The sequence below is a fragment of the Bradyrhizobium sp. SZCCHNR1017 genome, from assembly GCF_032381375.1.
Classification (GTDB): domain Bacteria; phylum Pseudomonadota; class Alphaproteobacteria; order Rhizobiales; family Xanthobacteraceae; genus Bradyrhizobium.
Map to the genome: position 1 here is coordinate 278,796 of NZ_JAUHIR010000003.1, position 24,083 is coordinate 302,878.

20 protein-coding genes, 1 tRNA gene and 1 pseudogene are annotated in these 24,083 nt (G+C 66.4%); 9 read left to right on the forward strand and 13 right to left on the reverse strand.

Features of this window, described 5'->3' with window-relative positions:
* The first annotated feature begins 23 nt into the window (after positions 1–23).
* Positions 24–1,430, forward strand: coding sequence for an MFS transporter (locus QW863_RS10215; protein ID WP_315715834.1), 1,407 nt, complete (start codon positions 24–26; stop codon positions 1,428–1,430).
* Positions 1,431–1,498: 68 nt separating this feature from the next.
* Here the strand turns inward: QW863_RS10215 and QW863_RS10220 are convergent, their stop codons facing one another.
* Together QW863_RS10220 and QW863_RS10225 are read right to left on the reverse strand one after the other, a co-directional pair.
* Positions 1,499–1,774, reverse strand: coding sequence for a conjugal transfer protein TraD (locus QW863_RS10220; RefSeq protein WP_315715835.1), 276 nt, complete (start codon positions 1,772–1,774; stop codon positions 1,499–1,501).
* 1 nt (position 1,775) lies between these two features.
* Positions 1,776–2,102, reverse strand: a pseudogene (locus tag QW863_RS10225) (conjugal transfer protein TraD).
* Positions 2,103–2,271: 169 nt separating this feature from the next.
* Between QW863_RS10225 and traA the strand changes: the two are divergent.
* Together traA and QW863_RS10235 are read left to right on the forward strand one after the other, a co-directional pair.
* Positions 2,272–5,283, forward strand: coding sequence for a Ti-type conjugative transfer relaxase TraA (gene traA / locus QW863_RS10230; protein WP_315715836.1), 3,012 nt, complete (start codon positions 2,272–2,274; stop codon positions 5,281–5,283).
* Positions 5,284–5,411: 128 nt separating this feature from the next.
* On the forward strand, positions 5,412–5,627 hold the full coding sequence (locus QW863_RS10235; protein ID WP_315715837.1) for an AlpA family transcriptional regulator: 216 nt from the start codon (positions 5,412–5,414) through the stop codon (positions 5,625–5,627).
* Positions 5,628–6,009: 382 nt separating this feature from the next.
* Here the strand turns inward: QW863_RS10235 and QW863_RS10240 are convergent, their stop codons facing one another.
* The 5 genes from QW863_RS10240 to QW863_RS10260 form a co-directional block, all read right to left on the reverse strand.
* Positions 6,010–7,257 carry a tyrosine-type recombinase/integrase gene (locus QW863_RS10240; RefSeq protein ID WP_315715838.1) on the reverse strand — a complete coding sequence of 416 codons (1,248 nt, stop codon included), beginning with the start codon at positions 7,255–7,257 and terminating at the stop codon, positions 6,010–6,012.
* A gap of 185 nt (positions 7,258–7,442) precedes the next feature.
* A tRNA-Thr gene (locus QW863_RS10245) sits at positions 7,443–7,518 on the reverse strand.
* Between the two features lie 150 nt (positions 7,519–7,668).
* Positions 7,669–9,546 (reverse strand): heme biosynthesis protein HemY, encoded by a 1,878-nt coding sequence (locus tag QW863_RS10250; protein WP_315715839.1) that lies wholly within the window; start codon positions 9,544–9,546, stop codon positions 7,669–7,671.
* A gap of 7 nt (positions 9,547–9,553) precedes the next feature.
* The gene (locus tag QW863_RS10255; protein ID WP_315715840.1) at positions 9,554–10,867 is read right to left on the reverse strand and encodes a hypothetical protein; all 1,314 of its coding nucleotides are present in this window, start codon (positions 10,865–10,867) and stop codon (positions 9,554–9,556) included.
* A 50-nt stretch (positions 10,868–10,917) separates the two neighbouring features.
* Entirely contained in the window at positions 10,918–11,646 is a 729-nt protein-coding gene (locus QW863_RS10260; protein WP_315715841.1) for a uroporphyrinogen-III synthase, read from the reverse strand.
* Between the two features lie 140 nt (positions 11,647–11,786).
* On the opposite strand from QW863_RS10260, the gene tsaD reads away from it, so the two are divergent.
* The 4 genes from tsaD to QW863_RS10280 all read left to right on the forward strand — a co-directional run bounded on the left by tsaD (position 11,787) and on the right by QW863_RS10280 (position 15,022).
* Positions 11,787–12,854 (forward strand): tRNA (adenosine(37)-N6)-threonylcarbamoyltransferase complex transferase subunit TsaD, encoded by a 1,068-nt coding sequence (tsaD, locus tag QW863_RS10265; protein ID WP_315715842.1) that lies wholly within the window; start codon positions 11,787–11,789, stop codon positions 12,852–12,854.
* Between the two features lie 214 nt (positions 12,855–13,068).
* The gene (locus QW863_RS10270) at positions 13,069–14,049 is read left to right on the forward strand and encodes an NAD(P)H-dependent glycerol-3-phosphate dehydrogenase (RefSeq protein WP_315715843.1); all 981 of its coding nucleotides are present in this window, start codon (positions 13,069–13,071) and stop codon (positions 14,047–14,049) included.
* Between the two features lie 175 nt (positions 14,050–14,224).
* Positions 14,225–14,638, forward strand: coding sequence for an EVE domain-containing protein (locus QW863_RS10275; protein WP_315716176.1), 414 nt, complete (start codon positions 14,225–14,227; stop codon positions 14,636–14,638).
* 168 nt (positions 14,639–14,806) lie between these two features.
* Positions 14,807–15,022 (forward strand): dodecin family protein, encoded by a 216-nt coding sequence (locus QW863_RS10280; protein ID WP_042340486.1) that lies wholly within the window; start codon positions 14,807–14,809, stop codon positions 15,020–15,022.
* 227 nt (positions 15,023–15,249) lie between these two features.
* Here the strand turns inward: QW863_RS10280 and QW863_RS10285 are convergent, their stop codons facing one another.
* The 5 genes from QW863_RS10285 to QW863_RS10305 all read right to left on the reverse strand — a co-directional run bounded on the left by QW863_RS10285 (position 15,250) and on the right by QW863_RS10305 (position 20,732).
* On the reverse strand, positions 15,250–15,654 hold the full coding sequence (locus QW863_RS10285; RefSeq protein ID WP_315715844.1) for a DUF2059 domain-containing protein: 405 nt from the start codon (positions 15,652–15,654) through the stop codon (positions 15,250–15,252).
* A 1,125-nt stretch (positions 15,655–16,779) separates the two neighbouring features.
* On the reverse strand, positions 16,780–18,282 hold the full coding sequence (locus QW863_RS10290; protein ID WP_315715845.1) for an ammonium transporter: 1,503 nt from the start codon (positions 18,280–18,282) through the stop codon (positions 16,780–16,782).
* Between the two features lie 39 nt (positions 18,283–18,321).
* On the reverse strand, positions 18,322–18,660 hold the full coding sequence (locus QW863_RS10295) for a P-II family nitrogen regulator (protein WP_006611147.1): 339 nt from the start codon (positions 18,658–18,660) through the stop codon (positions 18,322–18,324).
* Positions 18,661–18,992: 332 nt separating this feature from the next.
* Positions 18,993–20,303 (reverse strand): ammonium transporter, encoded by a 1,311-nt coding sequence (locus QW863_RS10300; RefSeq protein ID WP_315715846.1) that lies wholly within the window; start codon positions 20,301–20,303, stop codon positions 18,993–18,995.
* Between the two features lie 90 nt (positions 20,304–20,393).
* A complete protein-coding gene (locus QW863_RS10305) occupies positions 20,394–20,732 on the reverse strand; it encodes a P-II family nitrogen regulator (RefSeq protein WP_172112996.1) in 339 nt (112 codons plus the stop codon).
* 208 nt (positions 20,733–20,940) lie between these two features.
* Between QW863_RS10305 and QW863_RS10310 the strand changes: the two genes are divergently transcribed.
* Positions 20,941–21,816 (forward strand): DUF4339 domain-containing protein, encoded by an 876-nt coding sequence (locus QW863_RS10310; RefSeq protein ID WP_315715847.1) that lies wholly within the window; start codon positions 20,941–20,943, stop codon positions 21,814–21,816.
* 5 nt (positions 21,817–21,821) lie between these two features.
* Here QW863_RS10310 and tesB read toward each other — a convergent pair whose 3' ends face one another.
* A complete protein-coding gene (tesB, locus tag QW863_RS10315; RefSeq protein ID WP_315715848.1) occupies positions 21,822–22,697 on the reverse strand; it encodes an acyl-CoA thioesterase II in 876 nt (291 codons plus the stop codon).
* A 155-nt stretch (positions 22,698–22,852) separates the two neighbouring features.
* Between tesB and QW863_RS10320 the strand changes: the two genes are divergently transcribed.
* Complete coding sequence (locus QW863_RS10320) at positions 22,853–24,073, forward strand: ubiquinone biosynthesis hydroxylase (protein WP_315715849.1); 1,221 nt, start codon at positions 22,853–22,855, stop codon at positions 24,071–24,073.
* Positions 24,074–24,083 lie beyond the last annotated feature (10 nt).

Below are 24,083 nucleotides of genomic sequence, written 5' to 3' on the forward strand. Positions count from 1 at the left end.
CGTTTTTCCGCCAGCCTAAGGCGATGGCAGAACATCTCGAAATTGCGCTGGTTGAGGATCCGACAATCGCGGATAACGGTTCTTCTTCACGATTGCCGCGGTTTGCGCTTCTTGCGGCGAGTGTCAGCGGATTTCTGTTCCAGGTCGATCTCACGGGCCTGGCCGCAGCGCTACCGGACATCGCCAGCAGCTTAGGGGTCCCGGTGCAAGACCAGGCCTGGATTATCGACATCTACAGCCTCGCTCTCATCTTCGCGCTTCCGGTTGCCGGTCCGTTTGCAGACCGACACGGGCGGCGAAGAGTGTTCATTGGCGGCGGCGTCTTGTTTGCTCTCTCCTCGGCACTGTCTGCGGCGTCGACCACGTTCGAGAGCCTGCTGGCGTGGCGCGTGCTGCAAGGCGTCGCAGGCGCTGCGATCACGTCGGCGGCTGCGGCGCTACTCGCGGCCGCTTATCCGGGTAAGCGACGCGCCTGGGCCTTCGGCATCTGGGGTACGGTCATCGGTGGCTCAATGGTCGTCGGACCACCGCTCGGAGCAATCATTGCCTCCTATGCTGGCTGGCCGTGGATCTTCTGGATCAATCTTCCGCTCTGTATGGCGCTCGTGGTCTTCGCCTCGCCGCTGGCGGAATCGGAACGTGTCGGCTCTCAACCGCCAATGGATTGGCTCGGGCCGAACCTGCTAGCGCTAGTCGTCGGTTCCTCAGCGTACGCGCTCCTCTCATCAGGCGGATTTCGTGGGATAGCATTGGCTACAACCGTGCTCGCTTCTTGTGCGTTCTGGGTCGTAGAGCGCAGGCACCCGCGGCCGGCCTTTGATTTCGGACTGTTTGCGTCGGTTCCGTTCCTTGCCCTTTGTATCACCGCTATTGCAAGTTCGATCGGTTACTGGTCCTTGCTCGTCCATCTGCCGCAGATGATGCGCGGGCCGATGGGGCTCGATGCAAGTCGCTCCGGATTGCTGCTAACCGCGCTCACCATACCAATGCTCCTGCTGCCTAGTCTGGGCGCGCGCTTGTCGCAGTGTATGCCGGCACGGTTCTACTTCGGCGGAGGACTGACGGTGGTTGGCGTCGCGGCATTGTTCCTGGGAGCCATTTCAAGGGATCTATCCAGCTCGGCAGCGACGTGGGCCGTGGGCGCGATGCTGCTCCTGGGCGGAGCGGGGTGCGCACTGTTCAACGCTCAGATCACGGCCTTCTCGGTTTCCTCGGTTCCAGCCGATCGAGCGGCGACGGCTGCCGCCATGTGTGTCACAATGCGTCAGGTGGGCTTTGCTTTCGGCATCGCGCTGATAGGAGCCGTCCTGAATCTGGGCGGTAGCGGCCTGTATCCACCCGCTTTTCTTCTCGTCGGTGCGATCACGCTTGTGCTTGGTGCAATTGTGTTTGCCTTGCTCTCAATTCCTGTCGCAAGGGAGCTGCAGTAAAGCGGCAAACCAACTTTGCAGTTGATATTAGGATCGTGCAATTCACCAAGCGGGCTGCTGCGGAAGCGTTAGTCGGCCAACGTGCGATTGTCGCGCATTCTACGAACTGTGCGCGTTTCCATTGCAGGGTCCGTTTCGAACGCTTGTTTTCCCTTCGCGGCCCAAAGCTCACGTGCCCGTTCGCCCTCACCGCTTTTAAGCTTGTCAGCCATCCAAAGCAGCGCGCCCAAGATCGTGGAACGGTCGTCACCGGTCAGGTCCACGATGCCGGCTTTGACCACGAGGCCGCCGAGTTCGATGAGGTGCCGGGTGCGCTTGCGGCGTTCGACCTGCCACGCGCGCATGTCATGTCGCGCTTTTGCGGCTTGATGCCGGTTGCGCGCCGTCCGGTTGCCCAGGAGCGCCGTCCGTGTTGCGGTCAGTTGCTGGCGCATTTCAGCGCGTCCGTCCTTGAAAAAACGCGGCGCCGCGCTTGGCCCATGCCTCCCTCTTCCCGGCCTCCTTCGTCTCGGCCAGCACGATCAGCGCGCCTGCCAGTTCTTCAGCCGTCAGTGTGTCAGCTCCGGTCGCGATGACCAATTCGCCGAGCTGGCGCACCTTTCGAGTTTTCAGCCCGCGCGCTTTGTCTTCGAGTGCCTTCAGATCCGCATCAAAGTCTCGTGGCTTGCGCATCATCGTCTCCATGAGCTCGATGGAGAAATAATAGGCGAGCACACCGCAGAATGCTGTAAGGTCATCAGGACGAGCTGAGACGGGGTAGTCCCTCCCGAGATTTTTTCGAGGAGGGCGCGCTTATACGTCGTTCCGACGTGCGCTTCGCTGTGCCAGTGATCTGGTCGCGATGGCGATCTATCATCTTCACGTCAAGGTCATTGGCCGAAAGGCCGGGAGCAGCGCGGTAGCATCGGCGGCCTACCGCTCCGGCTCGCGGCTGCGTGACGAGCGGCTCGGCCGCGATCAGGATTTCTCCGCCAAGCGCGGCGTCGTTCATTCCGAGGTCATGCTGCCGGAGAACGTGCCGGAAGCATGGAGCGACCGCGAGCGGCTTTGGAATGACGTCGAAGCGCACGAAATCCGGAAAGATGCCCAGCTGGCCCGCGAGGTGGAGTTTGCGCTTCCGCGCGAGATGAGTGAGGCGCAGGGCATCGAGCTAGCCCGCGATTTCGTTCGGAGCGAGTTCGTGGGTCTCGGTATGATCGCCGATCTCAATGTGCATTGGGACAGGGCGGAGGACGGACTGCCGAAACCTCATGCCCATGTCATGGTGACCATGCGCTCGGTCGACGAGAGCGGCTTTGGCAATAAGGTACGGGACTGGAACCGTACGGAGATGGTCGAGCGCTGGCGCAGACGCTGGGCCGAGCTTGTCAACGAGCGGCTGGCCCAGCTCGACATCGACGCGCGGATCGACCATCGCAGCCTGGAAGCCCAGGGCATTGCGCTGGAGCCGCAAAGCCAGATCGGCGCGCCCGCCAAACGGATTGAGATCCGAGGCATTGCGGGCGACGAGTCTGAGGCCGACCGGGCCGAGATGCACCGCGAGATCGCGCGCAACAATGGCGCGCGGATCATCGCTGATCCCTCCCTTGGACTGGACGCGATCACCCAGCAGCAATCGACCTTCACGCGCCGCGACCTGGCAAAATTCGCGCACCGGCACAGTGACGGGCTCGACCAGTTCGATGCGGTCATGGGCGCGATACAGGGAACGCCCGATCTGATCGAACTCGGTAAGGACGCCCGCGGCGAGGATCGGTTCACAACCCGCGGAATGATCGAGACGGAACAGCGCCTGCACCGTGCCGCTGAATTGTTGGCGGGAGGGGAGCGCCTCGAGGTGCGAGATGCGGAGCGCAGGGCGGCTTTGGCGCGTGCGGAAGCGCGCGGCCTGGTGCTGTCATCCGAGCAGGTTGACGCCTTGGCGCACGTCACGGGTGGACGCGATCTCAGCGTCGTGGTCGGCCATGCCGGGACGGGAAAGAGCGCGATGCTGGGGGTGGCACGGGAGGCGTGGGAAGCGGCTGGCTTCGAGGTCCGGGGCGTGGCGCTGTCCGGCATTGCCGCGGAAAACCTTCAAAGCGGATCGGGCATTGCGTCGCGCACGATTGCCAGCCTGGAGCACGGCTGGGGACAGAGCCGTGATCTGCTCAAATCGAGCAATGTGCTTGTCATCGACGAGGCGGGGATGGTCGGCACGCGGCAGCTCGAGCGCGTGCTGTCCCATGCCGCCGAGGCTGGCGCAAAGGTGGTGCTCGTCGGCGATCCGCAACAGCTGCAGGCGATCGAAGCGGGAGCGGCCTTCCGGTCGATTTATGAGCGTCACGGCGGCGCCGAGATCGGCGAAGTGCGCCGTCAGCGGGAGGACTGGCAGCGCGGTGCCACGCGCGATCTAGCGACCGGCAAGGTGGATCATGCGCTCGGAGCTTACCGCGCCCATGGCTTGGTGCACGAGGCCCAGACCCGCGAGCAGGCTCGAGGGGATCTGATCGAGCGTTGGGACCGCGACCGGCTGGCCTCGCCGGATCGGAGCCGGATCATCCTCACCCATACCAACGAAGAGGTCCATGCGCTGAACGAGACGGCGCGCGAGCGGATGCGGGCAGCGGGCAATCTCGGCGACGAGGTGGAGGTGACGGTCGAGCGCGGCACGAGAGACTTTGCGGGCGGCGATCGGGTCATGTTCCTGCAGAACGAGCGCGGGCTCGGCGTCAAGAACGGCACGCTCGGAACCATCGAGCAGGTCAGCGCAAAATCCATGACCGTGCAGACCGACGATGGCCGATCCGTGCGCTTCGACCTCAAAGATTACAATCGGCTCGACCATGGCTATGCGGCGACGATCCACAAGGCGCAGGGCATGACGGTGGACCGCGTCCATGTGCTGGCGACGCCCGGCATGGACGCCCACAGCAGCTATGTCTCCCTGTCGCGGCATCGCGACAGCGTCGACCTGCATTATGGCCGTGACGACTTTGCCAATGAGGTTCGGCTGGTCCGCGCCCTGTCGCGCGATCGCGCCAAGGACATGGCTTCCGACTACGACCGTGCCGATCCGATCCAAAGCTACGCCGAGCGGCGTGGGATCACGTTTCGCGAGCGCGTGGCCGAGATCGTACGCAAGGTCATGCCGGAGAAGCTGCGCGACATGTTCGACGGCCTTCGCGTTCCTGGGGAGGTGTCCGACCGATATGGCGGACAACGGCCCGAGCCCGGGTCGCCGGAAAGGGAAAGGAGTGGTACGGCAACCGACCGGCGTGAACCCGAAGTGCCGGCAAGGAACGTGGCGCAAGATCCCGAGGTGGAAGCACGTCGCGTCCGGACCCGGGCGCTCGTGCGCCATGCCCGCGCCGTGGATGCGATCTTCGCGGAGCGGAAGATAGGCAGGCAGGCAAGTCCGGAGCAGGTGAAAGAACTACAGACGGCCCGCCATGCCTTCGAGGCGGTGCGGCCTTATGGCTCGCATGACGCCGAAGCCGCCTACCGAAACAACCCGGAGCTCGCCCGTAAGGCGGCGGCCGGTCAGGTCAGCCCCGCCATCCGTGCGCTCCAGATCGAGACCGAACTTCGCACCGATCCAAGCCGGCGCGCCGATCGCTTTGTGGAGCGCTGGCACAAGCTTGGCCACACCAGTCAGCGCCTATACCAAGCTGGCGACATGTCCGGCTACAAGGCTGCGCGCTCGGCAATGGGCGACATGGCCAAAAGCCTCGAACGCGATCCGCAATTGGAATCCATCCTCGCCGGCCGCAAGAACGACCTCGGCATCGCGTTCGAATCCGGCCGCCGGCTCGGCCAGGAGCTAGCCCTTGCCCACGGTATCGGCCTTGGAAAAGACCGAGGCCTCGAACGCTGACTAGGCCTATCTGCCGCCGCTTGGGCGCCACGCCCCGACAAGTCGAAAACCCAATTGCACGCCCGCCAGGCGGTGGCCTCTCTTCTCTCAGCAGCCGTCAGAACCAGCCAGCAGGAGGCAGCCCGGCCATGCGCGAAGCGGACCGCATCATCCGTTTGAAAACCGTTCTCGCGAGGACCGGGCTGTCGCGGTCCACGATCTACCGCAAGATCGCCGAGGGCACATTCCCGGTTCAGATCAAGATCAGCACCAATGGCAGCGGTTGGCATGAATCCGAAATCAACCGGTGGATCGCAGATCCTGTCTCGTGGCGACCGAGGGGCGCGCTCGGTGAAGTCCGGTGACGAGAAGATGAACGTCAATCGTCGTTGTCCTCGAAACGCATGATCAACAACGCGCGCGTCCGCCGTGGCGGCAGCTTGCCCTATTCCTTAGAGAGGCGCGTCTTCGGCCCGTTGCTGATTGGACCGTCAATCGGTCCTAGTTCTGCGCTGATAGCAACAGGCTTGTCCTGCGCTGACAGAGGGGCTTCTCCACGCAGCCAACTCCGCGTTTTCTGATCCGTTCTTGGTGAAATGCCGGCGTCCCATTGTTCACCAAAAGGGCCGCCGCCATAAGCTCACTCGTGTCGTACCCCAATCGATGTGTACCCGGAGGTGCTGACCGGATTATCGGATAGCCTTCCTATCCCCGCACACGATCTTAACGTACTAGGCCCACCACTGCTCACGCTGACGCTTCCTTGAATTGCAATATGCGCGCACCCTGGCGCAGCGCATCGAGATAGTCGGCCCACCACGTCATCAGTTTCACACGCTCATCCCAATAGTCGCCGCGGGCGTAGGCCCGGCGCACAGCATTCGGCTCAACATGCGCCAGCGCAGCCTCGATGGCGTTGATGCTCCACTTTCCGCTTTCGTTGGCCAGGGTCGAAAAGGTCGAGCGGAAACCGTGAGCGACCATCTCGTCGTTCGAATAGCCGAGACGGCGCAGCGCCGCACACAGCGTGTTTTCGCTGATCGGCCGCGTCACCGAACGCAGGCCCGGGAAGACAAGCCCGGCCACGCCTCGCCCTGTGATCGGATGCAGATCCCGCAAAATGGCGGTAGCCTGCGCTGGAAGCGGGACGCGGTGAGGTCTGCGCATCTTCGTCCGCTCGGCGGGGATGTTCCACACGGCAGCGTCCAGATCAAACTCAGCCCATGTCGCGTGGCGCAGCTCGCCCGGCCGCGGCGCTAGCAGGGCGATCAGTTGCAGCGCGGCCTTCGTCGTTGGCTGGCCCTGAAAGCCGTCAATCGCCCGCAGCAAGCCGCCGAACGCGACAGGCTCGATAATCGCCGCCCGGTGCTTCGGTTTTGGAGCTGCGATTGCGCCGCGCAGCGCTTGGGTCGGGTCCGCATTGGCACGGGCGGTCGTGACAGCATATCGAAATACGGCACCAATGACCGCCCGCAGGCGCTTTGCCGTTTCGAGCTTGCCGGCCGCTTCCAGTGGTTGCAGCACCCGCAAGACTTCGCCAGCGGAGACGTCGCCGATCGGCAGCGGTCCCAGATCGGCCTTGGCCAGGCCGAGCAGCCATTCCAGCTTGCCAGCGGTCGCAGTCGCAACGCCCTCCCGCTTCTTCTTGGCAAGCAGCTCATCGGCCAGAACACTGAACGTGTTGGCCTGAGCCTCGGCGCGCGCCGCCTTCACCTGGCGCTTCCGGATGGCGGGATCGATGCCGTCCCGCAAGAGGCCCGCAGCTTCGTCCCTTAGCCTTCTGGCAGCTTCCAGTGGCACACCGGCCGGGGCCTTGCCGTATTCGCCAAGGGCGAGCTTCTTCTGCTTGCTGCCGAACCGATACGCGAAATTCCAGAGTTTGCCACCGCTTGGCGTAAGCCACAGTTGCAGGCCGCCCCCGTCCGAGAGCTTCACTAGCCGCCCACTAGCCTTGGCGTTCCTAACGGCAGCGTCCGTAAGTTTTCCACTCGCCATGCCACGCACCAACTGTTGGCCTTTTCAAAGCTACATCGCCCGAAAGGCCAACAAGGAGGCCAACAATTTCATCGGCTGTCAACGAACGAGAACAAACCGTGACGGCCACGAATGACCGAAAATGTTTTGTTTTCAGTACCTTGTCGGCGAGAAACGAACGAGGGAGGACGGCTGCGGAAGGGGGGTGGTGCCGCAAGAGGGACTCGAACCCCCGACCCCGTCATTACGAATGACGTGCTCTACCAGCTGAGCTATTGCGGCGAACCATAGCGGCGAGCGCCCGGCACGAGGCCGGACGACGCGGACGCGCTCCTGATATCGGGCGGACGGCCCGTTGGCAAGGACAACGCGCGCGGCCGCGGCTCCGAAACGAACCGTTGTGACCGGGACGGCGGGAGGGCCTGACGGTCCTCAGCCGCCGAACCGCGACCAGAACCCGCGCCAGCCGCCGGCCTGGGCCTTGGGCGCGATCTGCTCGGCGAACTCGTCGCGGGGCTGGTCATCGTCATCGACACCGGGATCGTCCGGCGGCCGCATGATCGGCACGATCGCCTGGATCGGCGTCTCCGCCGGCCGGGCGAGATCGTTGCGGGTGCGGAACAGCGGCGTCGGCGCGGCTGCCGCCGTCTCGGCCGGCTTGGCGGCGACCGCGTTCGGCTCGGCCTCCGTCTCCGGCTCCGATTCGGCCTCGACGGGACCCGCGGCCTGCAACGGCGGCGCCGGCTCGGCGGCGACGGCCTCGATCAACCGGCTATCCTCAGCCATGTCCACAGGGATATCCACCGGCTTGTCGACAGGCTTGTCCACGGCCTCGGCTGGTTGTTCGGCCTGCTCGGGATCGGCCGCGACCACCGGCCGCGGCGGCTCGTTGTCCTGCAGCGCCGGAGTGATCACCACGGCCTCGCGCGGCGGCTCGACCGCGGCTTCGGCCACGGTGGGCCGGGCCGGCGGCGCCAGCACGGCTTCGGCGAAGGCCGAGCTTTCGATCACGCTGCTGCGCTCCGAGGGCAGGCTCGCCACCGGCGTCTGCCATTGGAAGGCGTCGAGCCGGCCGGTGACCGGCGAGATCGGCTGCCAGCGATCGCTGACATAGCCGTCCGCGGTCCAGGCCGGGTCGTGGCGGGCGCGCACCGCGCGCAGCGCCCATTCGCGCGCCTTGCCGGCGTCGCCATGCTCGGTGCGCTCCAGCTCGGCCATCAGCATCGCCACGCGCTGGGTCGGATCCTCCGTGAACGGCGCCAGCGCCTCGCGGGCGCGGCCGAATTCGGCGGCGTCGATCGCCGCGCGCGCCACCGCCAGCGCGCCTTCGACATGGCCGGGCGTCCGCGCGGCCAGGTTCTCCACCCGCGCCAGCCGCTGCGTGGCCGAATCGCCGAGCCGCACATGGGCGTAGGCATCGGCGAGGTCCGGATGCGGACACGCCGCCCAGGCCGCCTCGATGATCTTCATCGCGCGCCGCACCTGGTGCGCCTCGCTCTCGAACTTCGCCGCCAGCACCGCGGCCGGCACCAGGGTCGGCGCCAGCTTCACCGCCTCCATCGCGCTCGCGCGCGACAGGTCGCGATCCCCGGTCTCCAGCGCCAGCGCGCGCGCCGTCAGCAGCACGCCGCGCTGACGGCGGTAGGTCGGCTTGTCGATCATGCCGGCGGTGTAGTTGCCGTCGAGGATCGAAAGCGCACCGTCCCAGTCGGCCTCGGCGCAGCGGAAGCCGAGCACCGCATGCGAGGCCCAGGTGGCGTTGGGCGCCAGCCTGAGCGCTTCGTCGGCGATCATCACCGCGGCATAGGCGTCGTCGGCGCGCTGCGCCTCGATGAACAGGCCGCGCAAGCCGAGCAGGCGGGTGTCGTGGCGCTCGGCCATGGCGCGGAAGGCGCGCCGGGCGCCGTCGCGGTCGCCTTCGAGCTGCGCCGCCTGGGCGTGCAGGAGCAGCGTCAGCGGATCATCGCCGGCCAGCCGCTTGGCGGTGTCGGCGTGCTGCCGCGCCGCCGTCGAATCGCCCTGGCCGATCGCCAGCAGGCCGTGGGTGATGGCGTGCCGCCCGCGCTGATGCCGGCGGGCGCGATGCGCCTTGCGGATGTGGCCGGGCGCCCGCAGCAGCGCGCTGATCAGGTTCCAGACCAGCACGCAGGCCGCGATGGTCAGGCCGAGCGCAAGCACGAACACCGGCAAGGTCATGGCGATCCGCCACGGGCCCCAATTCAAGACGACGTCGCCGGTCTGCTCGGCGACCCAGGCCGAGCCCGCAGCGGCGAGCCCGACCAGGATGAGGAAAATGACGATCCGGAACATGGGCGTCCTATTGCGCGGGTTTGGCGAGCGCGGTCATCGCGTCGTCGGCGAATTTGCGGGCGGTCGTCAGCGCGGCGTCGCGGGCATCGGCGCGTGCGAGCCAGTCATTGGCGGGGGCGCGATCCTCCGGCGAGAGACCCTTCAGCTCGCGGCGGGCCTCGGCGAAATCGTTGCGCAGCGCCGCCGCGGTGATCCGTGCCACGACCGCGCCGCGATCGGTGCCGGCGCCGTCGGTACGCTCGACCTTGACCAGGCTCGAGGCGCCGGCCGAGAGCTTGCTGAGGATCGAAGTCCCCGTGGTGCTCTCGGGCGCCGGCGGCGAGAGCTTCGGCACGATGGTGAGCAGCTCGCGGCTCAGTGCCGCGGGGCTCGGCACGCCGGTCGTGGCGAATGCCTCCAGCGGCTTCAGCGCGGACGCGTCGGGCGCCAGCGATCTGGCGGTGGTCAGCGCCGCTCCATAGGGATCGCCGTGACGCACGGCGACGTCGAGCAGGGTCGCGGCGACCACGCGGCGCAACGGCGCGTCGTCGGCCGGCTTGGCCGCCTCTGCCGCCGCGGAGAGCTTGGCGCGCTCCTGTGCCAGCGCCGCGCTCTGGCTCTTGCTCGCCCGCTCCAGCGCGTCGATGCGCGCGGTCAGGCCGGAGAGATCGACCGGCTCGGGTGCGGGCGCCGGCGCGGAGCCGTCGCGCGGCTGCGCCCGGACATCGTTGAGGGCCGCCACGGTCTTGTCGGCCTGCGCGCGCAGGCCGGCGACGTCGTTGCGCAGCGCTGCAATCGTCTTGTCGGCGGCATCGAGCCGGCCGGTCACGGCGCCGTCCGACTTGCCGACGCGCTGCTCCAGCCCGGCGACGCGGGAGGTGAGCTCGTCGATAGCGGCGGACTGCGGCGAGATCGCCGAGGGCGGCTGCACAGGCGGCCAGCCGAGCATCCAGCCGACGCCGATCACCAGCGCCGCCGCGGCCGCGCCGGAGAACGGCGCGATGATCCAGGGCGAGACCGGGCGCGGCGGCCGGGGTGGAGGAAGCTCGGCGTGCGGCGGCTCGGCCGCGGCGACCGTCTCCTCGGGCGTCTCGCTGGCGGCCGATTCCGGTTCGGCGTCACCGGCGCCATGCGGATGCGACTGGCTCGCCGCGCCCGACGACCCCTCGGCCAAGGCTTCGGCCGGCGCGGACCAGGGCGACGTGGTCGGCCGCTCCGCCGCGCTCTCGCTGGCCGACGGGCGCTCCTCGCGCGAGGTCGGCTCCAAATCGATGGTCGGCGGTGGCCGTTTCGGCCGCCCGGTGTCGGAGGCCGGTGCAGCGGTGTCGGGTTCATCGACCATGGTGGAAGTTCCCTGGCTGAGGCAAGATTGAGCAGGCCCTCTTACGCCATTCACGACCGTAGCGCACGGGTCAGGCCCTCCAGCATGTCGTTTTCATCCGGATGCGCCGCGATTGTGACCTGGGTCGCGCCGGCCTCGCGCAGCACCTCGGCGACATTGGCCGACAGGCAGCCATGCGGCACCGCCAGCGCCGAGATTTCGACGCCGTCGGCGCGGATGGCCGCCACGAACGCAACCGCGCTCCGCCGCGAATAATGCAGCACCGCCTCGATCCGGTTGGCTGCGAAGGCGTCGCAGACTTCGCGCGGCAGGGTGGTCACCTGCGCCATGCGATAGACGGTCTGGGTGATCACATCGAAGCCGCGCTCGGCGAGCTCGGAGGCGAGGTCGCGCGAGATGTCGGCGCCGGCGAGATAGAGCAGGGTGGCCCCGGCCTCGATGACGCCGCTGTCTGCGATCAGGTCGCGCAACGCGGTCGCATCGGCCGCGGCCGAGATCACCTGCGTGAAGCCGGCCTCGCGTGCGGCTGCGGCCGTCCGGTCGCCGACCGCGAACAGCGGCAGGCGCAGCAAGGCGGACGCCCTGAGCTGCGGCGCCGCCGCGCGCAGCGCGTTCGATGACGTCACGATGAGTCCGGCGGCATCGCCGCCCACGTCCGGCGGCAGCGCGACCGGCTCGAAGCGCAGCATCGGCGCCAGCAGCACCTCGAAGCCACGCGCGCGCAGGGCGCTCGCGGTGCGTTCATTGTCAGGGGCGGGACGGGTCACCAGCACGGCCATGTGCTATGCTCCCGTCGAACACGGATCGGCCGGGCTGCAATGGACGGACGATTGCACCTGGCGACCTCGTGGTGTTAGGCGGTTCTGCGCACTCATAATGACCAAAAGGGTTGAGATTGGGTAACGAATCGCAAACGCTCGTGCTGGGCATCGAAACCACCTGCGACGAGACCGCCGCCGCGGTGGTGGCGCGTGATTCGGACGGCAAGGGGCAGATCCTCTCCAATGTCGTGCGCTCGCAGACCGACGAGCACGCCATCTATGGCGGCGTGGTTCCCGAGATCGCCGCGCGCGCCCATGTCGACATGCTCGACCATCTCATCGACGCGGCGATGCGCGAGGCCGGCATCGACTATGCCGCGCTCGGCGGCGTCGCGGCGGCGGCCGGGCCGGGCCTGATTGGCGGCGTCATCGTCGGCCTCACCACCGCCAAGGCGATCGCGATGGTGCACGACACGCCGCTGATCGCGGTCAACCATCTCGAGGCGCATGCGCTGACGCCGCGCCTCACCGATGCAATCGACTTCCCCTATTGCCTGTTCCTGGCCTCCGGCGGCCATACCCAGATCGTCGCAGTCGCCGGCGTCGGCGACTATGTCAGGCTCGGCACCACCGTCGACGACGCGATGGGCGAGGCGTTCGACAAGGTCGCGAAGATGCTGGGCCTGCCCTATCCGGGCGGACCGCAGGTCGAGCAGGCCGCGCGCAACGGCGACGGTCAGCGCTTTGCCTTCCCGCGTCCGATGCAGGGCCGCAGCGATGCCAATTTCTCGCTGTCCGGTCTGAAGACCGCCGTGCGTAACGAGATCGGTCGACTCGGCAAGGTGAGCGAGCAGGACATCGCCGACCTCTGCGCCAGCTTCCAGGCCGCGGTGCTGGACTCGACCGCCGACCGCCTGCGCGTCGGCCTCGATCTGTTCAAGCAGCGTTTTGGCGCGCCGACCGCGCTGGTGGCCGCCGGCGGTGTCGCCGCCAACCAGGCGATCCGCGGCGCACTCGACGATGTCGCGCAGCAGGCCGGCACCCGCCTGATCATGCCGCCGCCGGCGCTGTGCACCGACAATGGCGCGATGATCGCCTGGGCCGGGCTGGAGCGGTTGGCGCTAGGGATGGTGGACGGCATGGACGCCGCGCCGCGCGCGCGCTGGCTGCTGGATGCCAATGCCAGCGTGCCGGGCAAGTTCGCGAATACGCGGGCGGGGTTTTGAGGGTGATGGAATTGCTTTTTCATTCCGCGCGAAGCGGCTGGATCGCCCTCGGCTGTGATGTGGCAAGCTCCTGCACCACACGCGGTGCGTTCCCCTCCCCCTTGCGGGGAGGGGTCGGGGGTGGGGGTGGCTCCATAAAGATTCTCGCTCGTGGCACCCCCCTCCCCAACCCTCCCCCGCAAGGGGGGAGGGAGCGCAGCCGAATTCGCGGCGAATGACTCGCTTCCAAACGACCTCCGTCATCGGCGCCGGTGCCTGGGGCACCGCGCTCGCCGCCGTCGCCGCGCGTGCCGGCCGTGATGTCACGCTCTACGCGCGCGACAGCCACCACGCCGCGCGCATCTCTGTTGCCCGCGAAAACCCGCGACTGCCCGGCATTCCGCTCGCCGCCAGCATCGCCGTGACCGCCGATCTCGCCGAGGCCGCCCGCGCCGACGCCGTTCTCATCGTTGTCCCCGCCCAGCATCTGCGCGGCGCGGTCATGCATCTCGCCCCGCTGCTCCGTCCGGGCACGCCGCTCGTCGCCTGCGCCAAGGGCATCGAGCACGGCACCCATAAATTCATGACCGAGGTGATCGCGGAGGCCGCGCCGAACGCGATCCCGGTGATCCTGTCCGGCCCGAGCTTCGCCGACGACGTCGCGCGAGGGCTGCCGACCGCGGTGACGCTCGCCGCGCCCGACGAGGCGCTCGCGGCCGACCTCGTCCATGCGCTGGGTTCGCCGACCTTCCGGCCCTATCATTCGACCGACGTGCGCGGCGTCGAGATCGGCGGCGCCGCCAAGAACGTGCTGGCGATCGCCGCCGGCATCGTTGCCGGCCGCAATCTCGGCGCCTCGGCGCTGGCGGCGCTGACCACGCGCGGCTTCGCCGAGTTGGTTCGGCTCGGCCGCGCCTATGGCGCGCGCAGCGAGACCTTGACCGGCCTGTCCGGCCTCGGCGACCTGATCCTCACCTGCGCCGGTCCGCAATCGCGCAACTTCGCCGCCGGCCTCGCGCTCGGCCGCGGCGAGCCGCTGCCCGCAGGCAAGCTCGCCGAGGGACAATACACCGCGCCCGTGCTGGTCGAACTCGCCACCTCGCGCGGCGTCGAGATGCCGGTGGCGCAGGCGGTCGCCGCCATTCTCGCCGGCACCGTGACGATCGATGCCGCGATCGAGGCGCTGATGATGCGCCCATTCAAGGCGGAGGAGTGAGGGCCGCCGCGCGACCGACGTCATCCAGCACGACGCTCTCTCCGCCGTCATGCCCGCGCTTGTCGCGGGCATCCATGTCTTGGATAATGCGCCGAGCAGTGCGACGTGGATGGCCGGGACCTCCCAGCGCTTCGCGCTTTTGCCTGGCCAGGACGAGTGGAAAGAGACGACCATCATGAACTACTGGCTGGTGAAATCCGAACCCTCGGTATGGTCGTGGGACCAGCAGGTGGCGAAGGGCGCGAAGGGGGAGGCCTGGACCGGCGTGCGCAACTACACGGCGCGGCAGAACCTGGTGGCGATGAAGAAGGGCGACCTCGCCTTCTATTATCATTCCAACGAGGGCAAGGAGATCGTCGGCATCGCCGAGATCATCAAGGAAGCCTATCCTGATCCGACCGACAAGACCGGCAAGTTCGTCTGCGTCGACATCAAGGCGCACGAGCCCTTCAAGACCCCGGTGACGCTCGCCGCGATCAAGGCCGACAAGATGCTGAGCGAGATGGCGCTGGTGAAGCAGTCCCGGCTGTCGGTGCAGCCGGTCACGCCTGCGGAATGGAAGCACGTCTGCAAGCTCGGCGGCGTGTAGGGGCGCAAGGGCTTGTGAGACACGCAAGGCGTTAGCGCCATTCGTGGTAGCTCCGGACCCGCGGCTGCCATGGGTAGGCTGCGTCCTTTCAGGCGCCGCGCGATGATGCTACGTTCAGTTGTGGCAGGGAGCACCTGCTTCCTGCTCCATACCGAACAGGAGACCGACATGTCTGACAGCGTCTACAAAGTCATCGAGCTGATCGGTACCAGCAGCGAATCTTGGGAAAGGGCAGCTACCAACGCTGTCGAGCAGGCGGCGAAGACACTCCGAGACCTGCGTGTCGCAGAAGTGGTCCAGCTCGATATGCAGCTCGACGCGAAGGGGAAGGTGGAAGCCTATCGAGCCAAGCTCAACGTGTCGTTCAAGTTCGAAGGCGCATGAGCTGACCATCGACTTGCGTTGTCGTTCGCCGGACTATCGGCCCGCGGCAAGGTTTGAGCCTGCAATCCGGTGTCGTGCCCGGCATCGGGGGCATGACCGTGGACGTCTCGGTTCGGCTTCCCGGGGATGGCGAGGCGGGACGGACCACAAGCCTGTTATACGGAAATTGCCCGTCGCGCCGGTTATGTCGCAGGGCAGCGCCGCTGCATGACGATCGGGAGTTCGGATCAAAGATCGAGACCTTTCTTCCTCAGTTCATCGACCATCTGCTTCCTGATCTCTTCGCCGAGAGCTTGACCAAATTTCTGCCCGGCAATGCTCGACTCCTGGGTGACGGACGGCAGCTTCTGCAGGACTCGTTGACCTGTCGGGGTCCTGTAGAACTCAGCCATGGTCCTGAGGTCGTCCGCCGAGAAGTTCCTGGCATAGACGACCGCGATCGCATCCGAGAATTCGGAAACCCTGCCCTGAAAGGCCTGGGTGAACTTCGGGATCAACGCATCATATTGCAGAGCGACCTCGGCGCGCCCCTGGACGATCGTCGGTCTCAGGTTCTTCAGAATGATCGGCAACAGGGCTGTCGCCTGGTCATTCATATGCATCACGGAGACCAGCTCTTTCGCGGCCGCCAAGGACTCCTGTGATGTCGCTTGGGCTCTTGCCGATGGCGGCGTTGCGGCGGTGAGCCAAATGGCGGAGGCGACGACTACGTACCGACAGCGATGCTTCATCCTGATCCCCCATGTGCCGGCTGCAGCGGCGATCGCTGTTACGGCCGGGTTCCAATTCTTAAGATCAGCCGGAGCCAGCGAACAGTACCGCTAAGCTGTGTTTTCTGCCGCTGCAACCGGATTGGCATCCCCGCGCTATTATTGTGCGGATCAAAGCCTGCTCTGTTGCCCGTCGGGCAGTTTCCGCATTCCCGACATGCGCGAATTGCCCGTCGTGTTAGTTTGTCGCACGCTGTCGGCATTGCACCGTCGGGCAAATCACCTGCACATTTCCGCACGTCCCTGCTGCCGCATGAGGGACGTTTCGCGACCGTCACGGATCGTTGGCAGTGGGATGCGATGGCGTGGGTCGACGCAGCGTGAGCTGATCGCGCGGACGAACGGCGATGCACGCACGGTCAAGTCGCGCGGTCCTGATATCCCGACGCTGATATCAAGCGGGTGCCGATACCCTCAGCGTGTCGCGCTCGTGATGGTGGCCAGACAGCCCGGCGCACCAGGGAGAACGCGAAGCAGCCGTTAAAACCAATCGCGCAGGGAGGGCCGGGTGTGTTCGGCCAGACCTGTGGTGCCTGCCGCCAGCATTTTCTTTCGCTGGCGGGCCACGGGCGCGGCCAGCGCCCGGCCTTCCCTGCGCCCTCTGTTTGAGGAGGGCGATAGTTTCAGCACAGCTCGGGCGCGGATGCGTCGCGGGGTGAACACGCACGTATTCAACTCTGTCTCGAAGGCAACGCTGCCAACGCCAACCTCCGCCGTCGTCCCTGCGAACGCAGGGACCCATAACCACAGGGTTCAGTTGTTTTACACGGGACTCGCCGCCTGCCTCTTACAAACATCACGCGGTATGGGTCCCTGCGTTCGCAGGGACGACATCGGCTATTTGGCGCGCGCTCGGCCCTCACGATCCAAACAAAAAGAAAGGGGCCCCAGCTTGCGCTGGAGCCCCTCAACGGTCAGGGCATTGCCGGGTATTTGCCCGAACCGAAGTTGCGGACCTGGTCGCGTACGACCAAGTCCCGGGAGAACTCAGTAGTTGTAGGCGCGCTCGCCGTGGTCGGTGATGTCGAGACCCTCGCGCTCCTGCTCCACGGTCGGGCGCAGGCCGATGATCACGTCGACGACCTTGTAGAGGATCGCCGAGCCGACACCCGACCATACCAGCGTGGCGACGACAGCCTTGATCTGCGCCAGCATCTGCGTGGCGAAGTCGTAGGTGCCGGCGTTGTTGCCGGTGATGTTGGTGTAGTCGGTGATGCCGACGCCACCCAGGGCCGGGTTGACCAGGATGCCGGTGGCCAGAGCGCCGATGATGCCGCCGATGCAGTGCACGCCGAACACGTCGAGCGCGTCGTCATAGCCCAGCGCGTTCTTCACGGTGGAGACGAAGAACAGGCAGACCGGGGAGACGATCAGGCCGAGCACCAGCGCGCCGATCGGACCGGCATAACCGGAGGCCGGGGTAACGGCGACGAGACCGGCGACCGCGCCCGAGCAGATGCCGAGCAGCGACGGCTTGCCCTTGACGGCCCATTCGCACAGCAGCCAGGACAGCGCCGCACCGGCGGTCGCGACCATGGTGTTGACGAAGGCCAGGGCGGTGACGCCGTTCGATTCCAGGTTGGAGCCGGCATTGAAGCCGAACCAGCCGACCCACAGCAGCGCGGCGCCGATCATGGTCATGGTCAGCGAGTGCGGAGCCATCAGCTCCTTGCCGTAGCCGGTGCGCTTGCCGATCAGAACCGCGCCCACCAGACCGGCAATGCCGGCGTTGATGTGAACGACGGTGCCGCCCGCGAAGTCGAGAGCGCCGGCGCCGGCGAGCCAGCCGACAGCACCGGTGACTTCGTCGAGCTTGGCCTGGGCGGCGGTCTTGGCGGCAGCGTCGCCAGCGGCAGCGAGAGCCTTGGCAGCAGCAGCGACGTCATCGGGAGCGGCGATGTACCAGACCCAGTGCGCGATCGGGAAGTAGATGAAGGTCACCCAGAGCAGGATGAACAGCATCACCGCCGAGAACTTGATGCGTTCGGCGAAGGCGCCGACGATCAGGGCCGGGGTGATCATCGCGAAGGTCATCTGGAACACGAAGTAGGCCAGCTCCGGGATCACCACGCCGTTCGAGAAGGTCGGAACGGTCGAGTTGGCGTCGACGCCGTGCAGGAAGGCCTTGGAGAAGCCGCCCACCCACGAGGTCATGCTGCCGCCGTCGGTGAAGGCGAGCGAGTAGCCGTAGAGCGTCCAGACCACGCCGACCATGGCGACGATGGCGAACACCTGGGTGAGGACCGAGGCCATGTTCTTGGTGCGGACGAGGCCGCCATAGAACAGCGCGAGGCCGGGGATGGACATCATCAGGACGAGCGCGCTGGACACGAGCATCCAGGCGACGTCGCCCTTGTTGGGAACCGGGGCGGCTGCGGCAGCGGCGGCAGGCGCGTCCTCGGCGAACGCCACATCGACGAGGCCTGCGACGCAGAGCCCTGCAATTGCGAGCGTAACCCATCCCGCGCTGGTTGGACGCTTGAACGTCATTTTATTGTACTCCGTAAGTGTTCTGGTTTGAGCGCGAAATCAAAGGGCCGCCGCGTCCGCTTCGCCGGTGCGGATACGCACGGCGTGGTCGAGGCTGATGACGAAGATCTTGCCGTCGCCGATCTGGCCGGTCTTGGCGGCCGAGCTGATCGCATCGATGGTCTTGTCGACCTGGTCGGAGGGGATCGCGACCTCGATCTTGATCTTGGGCAGGAAGCTCACCGCATATTCGGCGCCGCGGTAGATTTCCGTATGACCTTTCTGACGGCCGTACCCCTTCACTTCCGTCACCGTGAGACCATGAACGCCGATGGCGGTCAGGGCGTCCCGGACTTCTTCGAGCTTGAATGGCTTAATGATCGCCATAACAATTTTCATGGGTCCTATCCCCGCTTGGGCCCGGCACGGACGTTACCGAGCGCTTCCTGTCGACTGAGGTTCACCACGCGGAGAAATCTTCACGACGCGGGCACAGCCGGGAGCGATAGAATCAAATGCCGTGCCAGACGGCTGGTCAGGGCTAACGAGCGGTGAATCCTGACCTTTTCACCCCTCGGGAGGGGCAGCAGGGGCTGCGCTATTCCGTCGCGCTCAAGGAATGGGCAGACATGCGCAAAAGTTGCGCATGTCAGGCTCAAGACACAATGCTGCTCAGCGCGCGGGCAGAATCCTGCGGCGCCGAACAGGTCAATTGGCGTCAATTGCTGCAGCTATTGCAGCGCCTCGCCATGCTGGGAGATGTCGAGTCCTTCCAGCTCGTGCTCACGCGACACCCGCAGCGGCACGAAGGCGCTGACCAGCTTCAGGAGCCCCCAGGTGACGCCGCCCGACCACACCAGGGTGACGGCGACGCCGTAGAGCTGGGCCGCAAGCTGCTTCGGGTTGCCCTCGATCAGCCCCGCCGTGCCGCCGATCGCGGCGGTCGCGAACACGCCGGCCAGCACGGTGCCGGTGAGGCCGCCGACGCCGTGGACGCCGAACACGTCGAGCGAATCGTCATAGTTGAAGCGGTGCTTCAGCGAGGTGCAGGCCCAGTAGCAGATGATACCAGCGAGCGCGCCGATCACCAGCCCATGCCAGGGGGCGACGAAGCCGGACGCGGGCGTGATGGTGCCGAGGCCGGCCACCGCGCCCGAGATCATGCCGAGCACAGACGGCTTGCGCCGCGTCGACCATTCCAGCGCGCCCCAGGTGACGGCGCCGGCGCAGGCGGCCAGATGCGTCGTCAGGATCGCCATCACCGCATGCGCATTCGCCCCGAGCGCCGAGCCGCCATTGAAGCCGAACCAGCCGACCCAGAGCAGGCCGGTGCCGACCACCGCGAGCGACAGGTCGAACGGCGAGAGGTTCTCACTGCCGTAGCCCTGGCGCCGTCCCATCACCAGCGCGGCGACCAATCCCGCGGTGCCCGCGGAGAGATGCACGACGAGACCGCCGGCGAAGTCGACCACGCCGGCCTGAGCGAGAAAGCCGCCGCCCCAGATCCAATGCGCCAGTGGCACATAGACGAAGATGAACCATGCGATGCTGAACAGGAGGTAGGCGGAGAAGCGCATGCGGTCGGCGACCGAGCCCGCCACCAGCGCCACCGTGATGATCGCGAACGTCATCTGGTACAGCATGAACAGCGACTCGGGGATCGTCTTGGCGCCGGGATGGACGCTGTCCATGCCCATGCCGGCGAGGAAGGCGCGGTCGAGCGAGCCGATCCAGGTGCCGTCGCCGACGAAGGCCAGCGAGTAGCCGAATGCGACCCACAGGATCGAGATCAGCATCACGGCTGCGAGGCTCTGCGCCATCGTCGCCAGTACGTTCTTCTTGCGCACCATGCCCGAGTAGAACAGCGCCAGACCCGGAATGGTCATCATCAGCACCAAAGCGGTGGCGACGATCATCCAGGCGGTGTCGGCCGGTTCGATCGTGGACGGCGCTGCGGCCGCTGCTGGCGTGGTGAAGGCAATCGCTCCCGCTGCAGCCAATGCTGCAGACGCGCGCAGGCTACGAGACGCGCTGGTCTCCATGACAGTCCCCCCGGCATGTCAGATGTTAGGATTTTGCAGTCCGCCGCGCCGTTGCGGCGGGCGTGCAGCCGTTGCGGCTGCTTGACGGGCTTAGAGTGCGTCGGTGTCGGTTTCGCCGGTGCGGATGCGGCGGGCATGATCGATCGGCGTCACGAAGATCTTGCCGTCGCCGATCTGGCCGGTGCGCGCGTGCGTCGTGATCACCTCGACCGCCTTCTCGGCGATGTCCGAGTTGACCGCGATCTCGATGCGCAGCTTGGGCAGGAAGTTCACGATATATTCGGCGCCCCGGTAGATCTCGGTATGGCCCTTCTGGCGACCGTAGCCCTTGACCTCGGTGACGGTCATGCCGTGGACGCCGATCGCGGTGAGGGCTTGGCGCACCTCGTCGAGCTTGAAGGGTTTGATGATCGCGACGACGAGCTTCATGGGCGGGCCCTGGTTTCCTCAGGTAGGAGCAGCCTGTTTCGGAGGCAGGCTTGGGATGGCCATTTTGGCCTGTTCCTAGGCAAATGGCACAAAATCAGCGCAGCGTTAAGCGAAAACGTCAAGGAGTGACGGATATCACTGAACGGAACGCGACATCGCCCGACAGACTGAAGACGTTTTCCTGCCATCCTCCATTCAAGGACATCCCATGTCGAATCGTTCCTGGTATTACGCGGCGCAAGGCCAGCAACAGGGCCCCATTTCGGAAGACGAACTGCGCGACCTGATCGCCCGGGGTGTCGTCACGGCCGAGACGCTGCTGTGGAGCGACGGCATGGCCGGCTGGGAGAAGGCCGGGCGCATTCCCGGCCTGATGTCGGGCGTGCCGAGCATCTCCCCCGGCGTCCCGCCCGCGTTCGAGGCCGGCGTGCCTGCGTCGGGCGGCGCGCTCTCGGTCAAGCTCGACACCTGGTCCTATCTCGGCTGGACGCTGCTGTATGTCGTCGGCCAGTTCCTGGTGGTGATCACGCCCTGGACCGCTGTCTATCTCTACCGCTACGTGATCGAGCGGATGCGGGTGCCCGGCCGGCCGAACCTCACCTTCACCGGCCAGCCGCTCGACATCTGGTACGTCTTCATCGCGATGGGCGTGCTGGCCTATGTCGGCCTCAGCGACCGGCCGATCCTCAACCTGATCTCGCTGGTTGCCCCGGCGTTCCTGGGCTGGCTGGTGCTGCGCTGGCTGCTGAGCAACCTCGCTTCGAATGGCGAGCGGTTGCCGATCCATTTCGAAGGCAGCCCCGTCGTCTATGCCGGCTGGTACCTGCTGATGATCGTGTCGGGTATCACCGTCATCGGCTGGGCCTGGGTGCTGACCGCCTGGATGCGCTGGGTCTGCCGCAACATCCAGGGGACGCGGCGCGAGGTCGTGTTCACCGGCTCGGGCCTGCAGGTGTTGTGGCGCACCTTCGCGTTCGTGCTCGGCTGCTCGGTGATCATTCCGATCCCGTGGCTGCTGCGCTGGTACAGCGCCTGGTACGTGTCGCAATTCGCGGTCGTCCCGCGGACGGCACAGCCGATGTGATGCGGCTAGGCGCGGCGCTCGCGGATCGAGCCCTCCTGCGCGACGGAGGCGACCAGCGTGCCGTCGGGCTTGAAGATCGAGCCGCGGGTGAGCCCGCGGCCGCCCTGCGCGCTCGGCGAATCCTGCGCATAGAGCAGCCATTCGTCGGCGCGGAACGGCCGGTGAAACCACATCGCATGATCCAGCGAGGCCGGCATCATGCGCTTGTCGAACAAGGTGCGGCCATAGCGCGCCATGACCGCGTCGAGCAGTGAGAAGTCCGACGCATAGGCCAGCGCGCACATGTGCAGCGCCGGATCATCGGGCAGCTTCGCCGCCGTCTTGATCCAGACGTTGATGCGGCCATCCTCGATCTTCTGGCCGAAGTACCGGTTCAGTTCGACGGGGCGCAGCTCGATCGGCCGGTCGGATTCGTAGTAGCGGCGGATGAAGTCCGGCATCCTTTGGAAGACCTCCTGAAACATCGGCTGCTTGGAGATCTCCTCCGCCGTCAGCTTCTCCGGCGGCGGCACGTCCGGCATCTTGTCCTGGTGGTTGAACGCGCTCTCCTCGTCGCTGTGGAACGACACCATGATCGAGAAGATCGCATTGCCGTGCTGGATCGCGGTGACGCGCCGCGTCGCATAGCTCTTGCCGTCGCGCAGACGCTCGACCTGGTAGATGATCGGCACCTGCGGGTCGCCGGGCAGGATGAAGTAGCAGTGCAGCGAATGCGGCAGCCGGCCCTCGACGGTGCGGCACGCCGCCATCATTGCCTGGCCGATCACCTGGCCGCCGAACACGCGCTGCCAGCTCGTCTTCGGGCTGTTGCCGCGGAACAGGTTCACCTCGATCGGCTCGAGATCGAGGATCGAGATCAGGTCGATCAGTCCCTTGGACATGGCGCGGTGCTTTCGCTGGCTCGGCCGGCCGCTCCGGTCCCGTTCTCGCGGGATCAGGCATCCGGAATTGATGGCCTCGGGTGGCAGCCCTTGGTTCACGCCCCTGTTTCGCCCAGCTATAATCCTCCCGCAAGAGTAACTGTGAGCAGGGTGGCATGACGACACAGCGAAGCATTGTCATTTGTGGCGGGGCCTTTGCCGGCCTGGCGCTCGCGCTCGCGCTTCGGCAGGGGCTCGGTCCCGAAGTGCCGGTGATCGTGGCCGATCCGGCGCTCGCCAACCGGCCGAGCCGCGATCCACGCGCCAGCGCCATCGTCGCGGCGTGCCGCAAGCTGTTCGATGCGATCGGGGTCTGGGCGGACGTGGCGCCGCAGGCGCAGCCGATCCTCGACATGGTCATTACCGATTCCAAGCTCGAGGACGCGACCCGCCCGTCGTTCCTGACGTTTGCGGGCCAGGTCGAGGCCGGCGAGCCGTTCGCGCACATGGTCGAGAACCGGCTCTTGATCGATGCGCTGGTGCGGCATGCGGAGGCCGCAGGCGTCGAGCTCAAGGCGATGCCGGTGACCGGCTTCGTGACGCGGGCCGACGGCATCGCGGTGACTCTGGGCGACGGCAGCCAGCTCGAGGCGAGCCTGCTGGTGGCCGCTGACGGCGCGCGTTCGAAGCTGCGCGAGCGCGCGGGCATCCAGACCCATGGCTGGGACTATGACCAGTCCGGCATCGTCGCGACCATCGGTCATGAGCGCGACCATGGCGGCCGCGCCGAGGAGCATTTTCTTCCGCCCGGACCATTCGCGATCTTGCCGCTGACCGGCAAGCGCTCCTCGCTGGTTTGGACCGAGCGGCGCGCCGAGGCGAAGCGCCTCGTCGCGCTCAGCGCGGATGAATTCCATGCCGAGCTGGAGAAGCGGGCCGGTCTGCATCTCGGCGAGTTGAAGGTGCTCGACCAGCCGCGCGCTTTTCCGCTGTCCTACTTCGTCGCCCGCTCGTTCATCGCGCCGCGGCTGGCGCTGGTCGGCGACGCCGCCCATGTGATCCATCCCATCGCGGGGCAGGGGCTCAACATGGGGCTGAAGGACGTCGCCGCACTGGCCGAGGTCGTGGTCGATGCGGCAAGAATGGGGATCGATCCGGGGCAGGTCGATGTCCTCGAACGCTACCAGCGCTGGCGCCGCTTCGACACGATGGCGATGGGCGTTGCCACCAATTCGCTGAACTTCCTGTTCTCGAACAAGTCGACGCTGCTGCGGGCCGTGCGCGACATCGGCCTTGGCATCGTCGATCGCGCGCCGCCGTTGAAGGAGCTGTTCATCAAGCAGGCCGCGGGCCTCACCGGAGAGATGCCACGGCTGCTGAAGGGTGAGGCGCTGTAGAGCATGATCC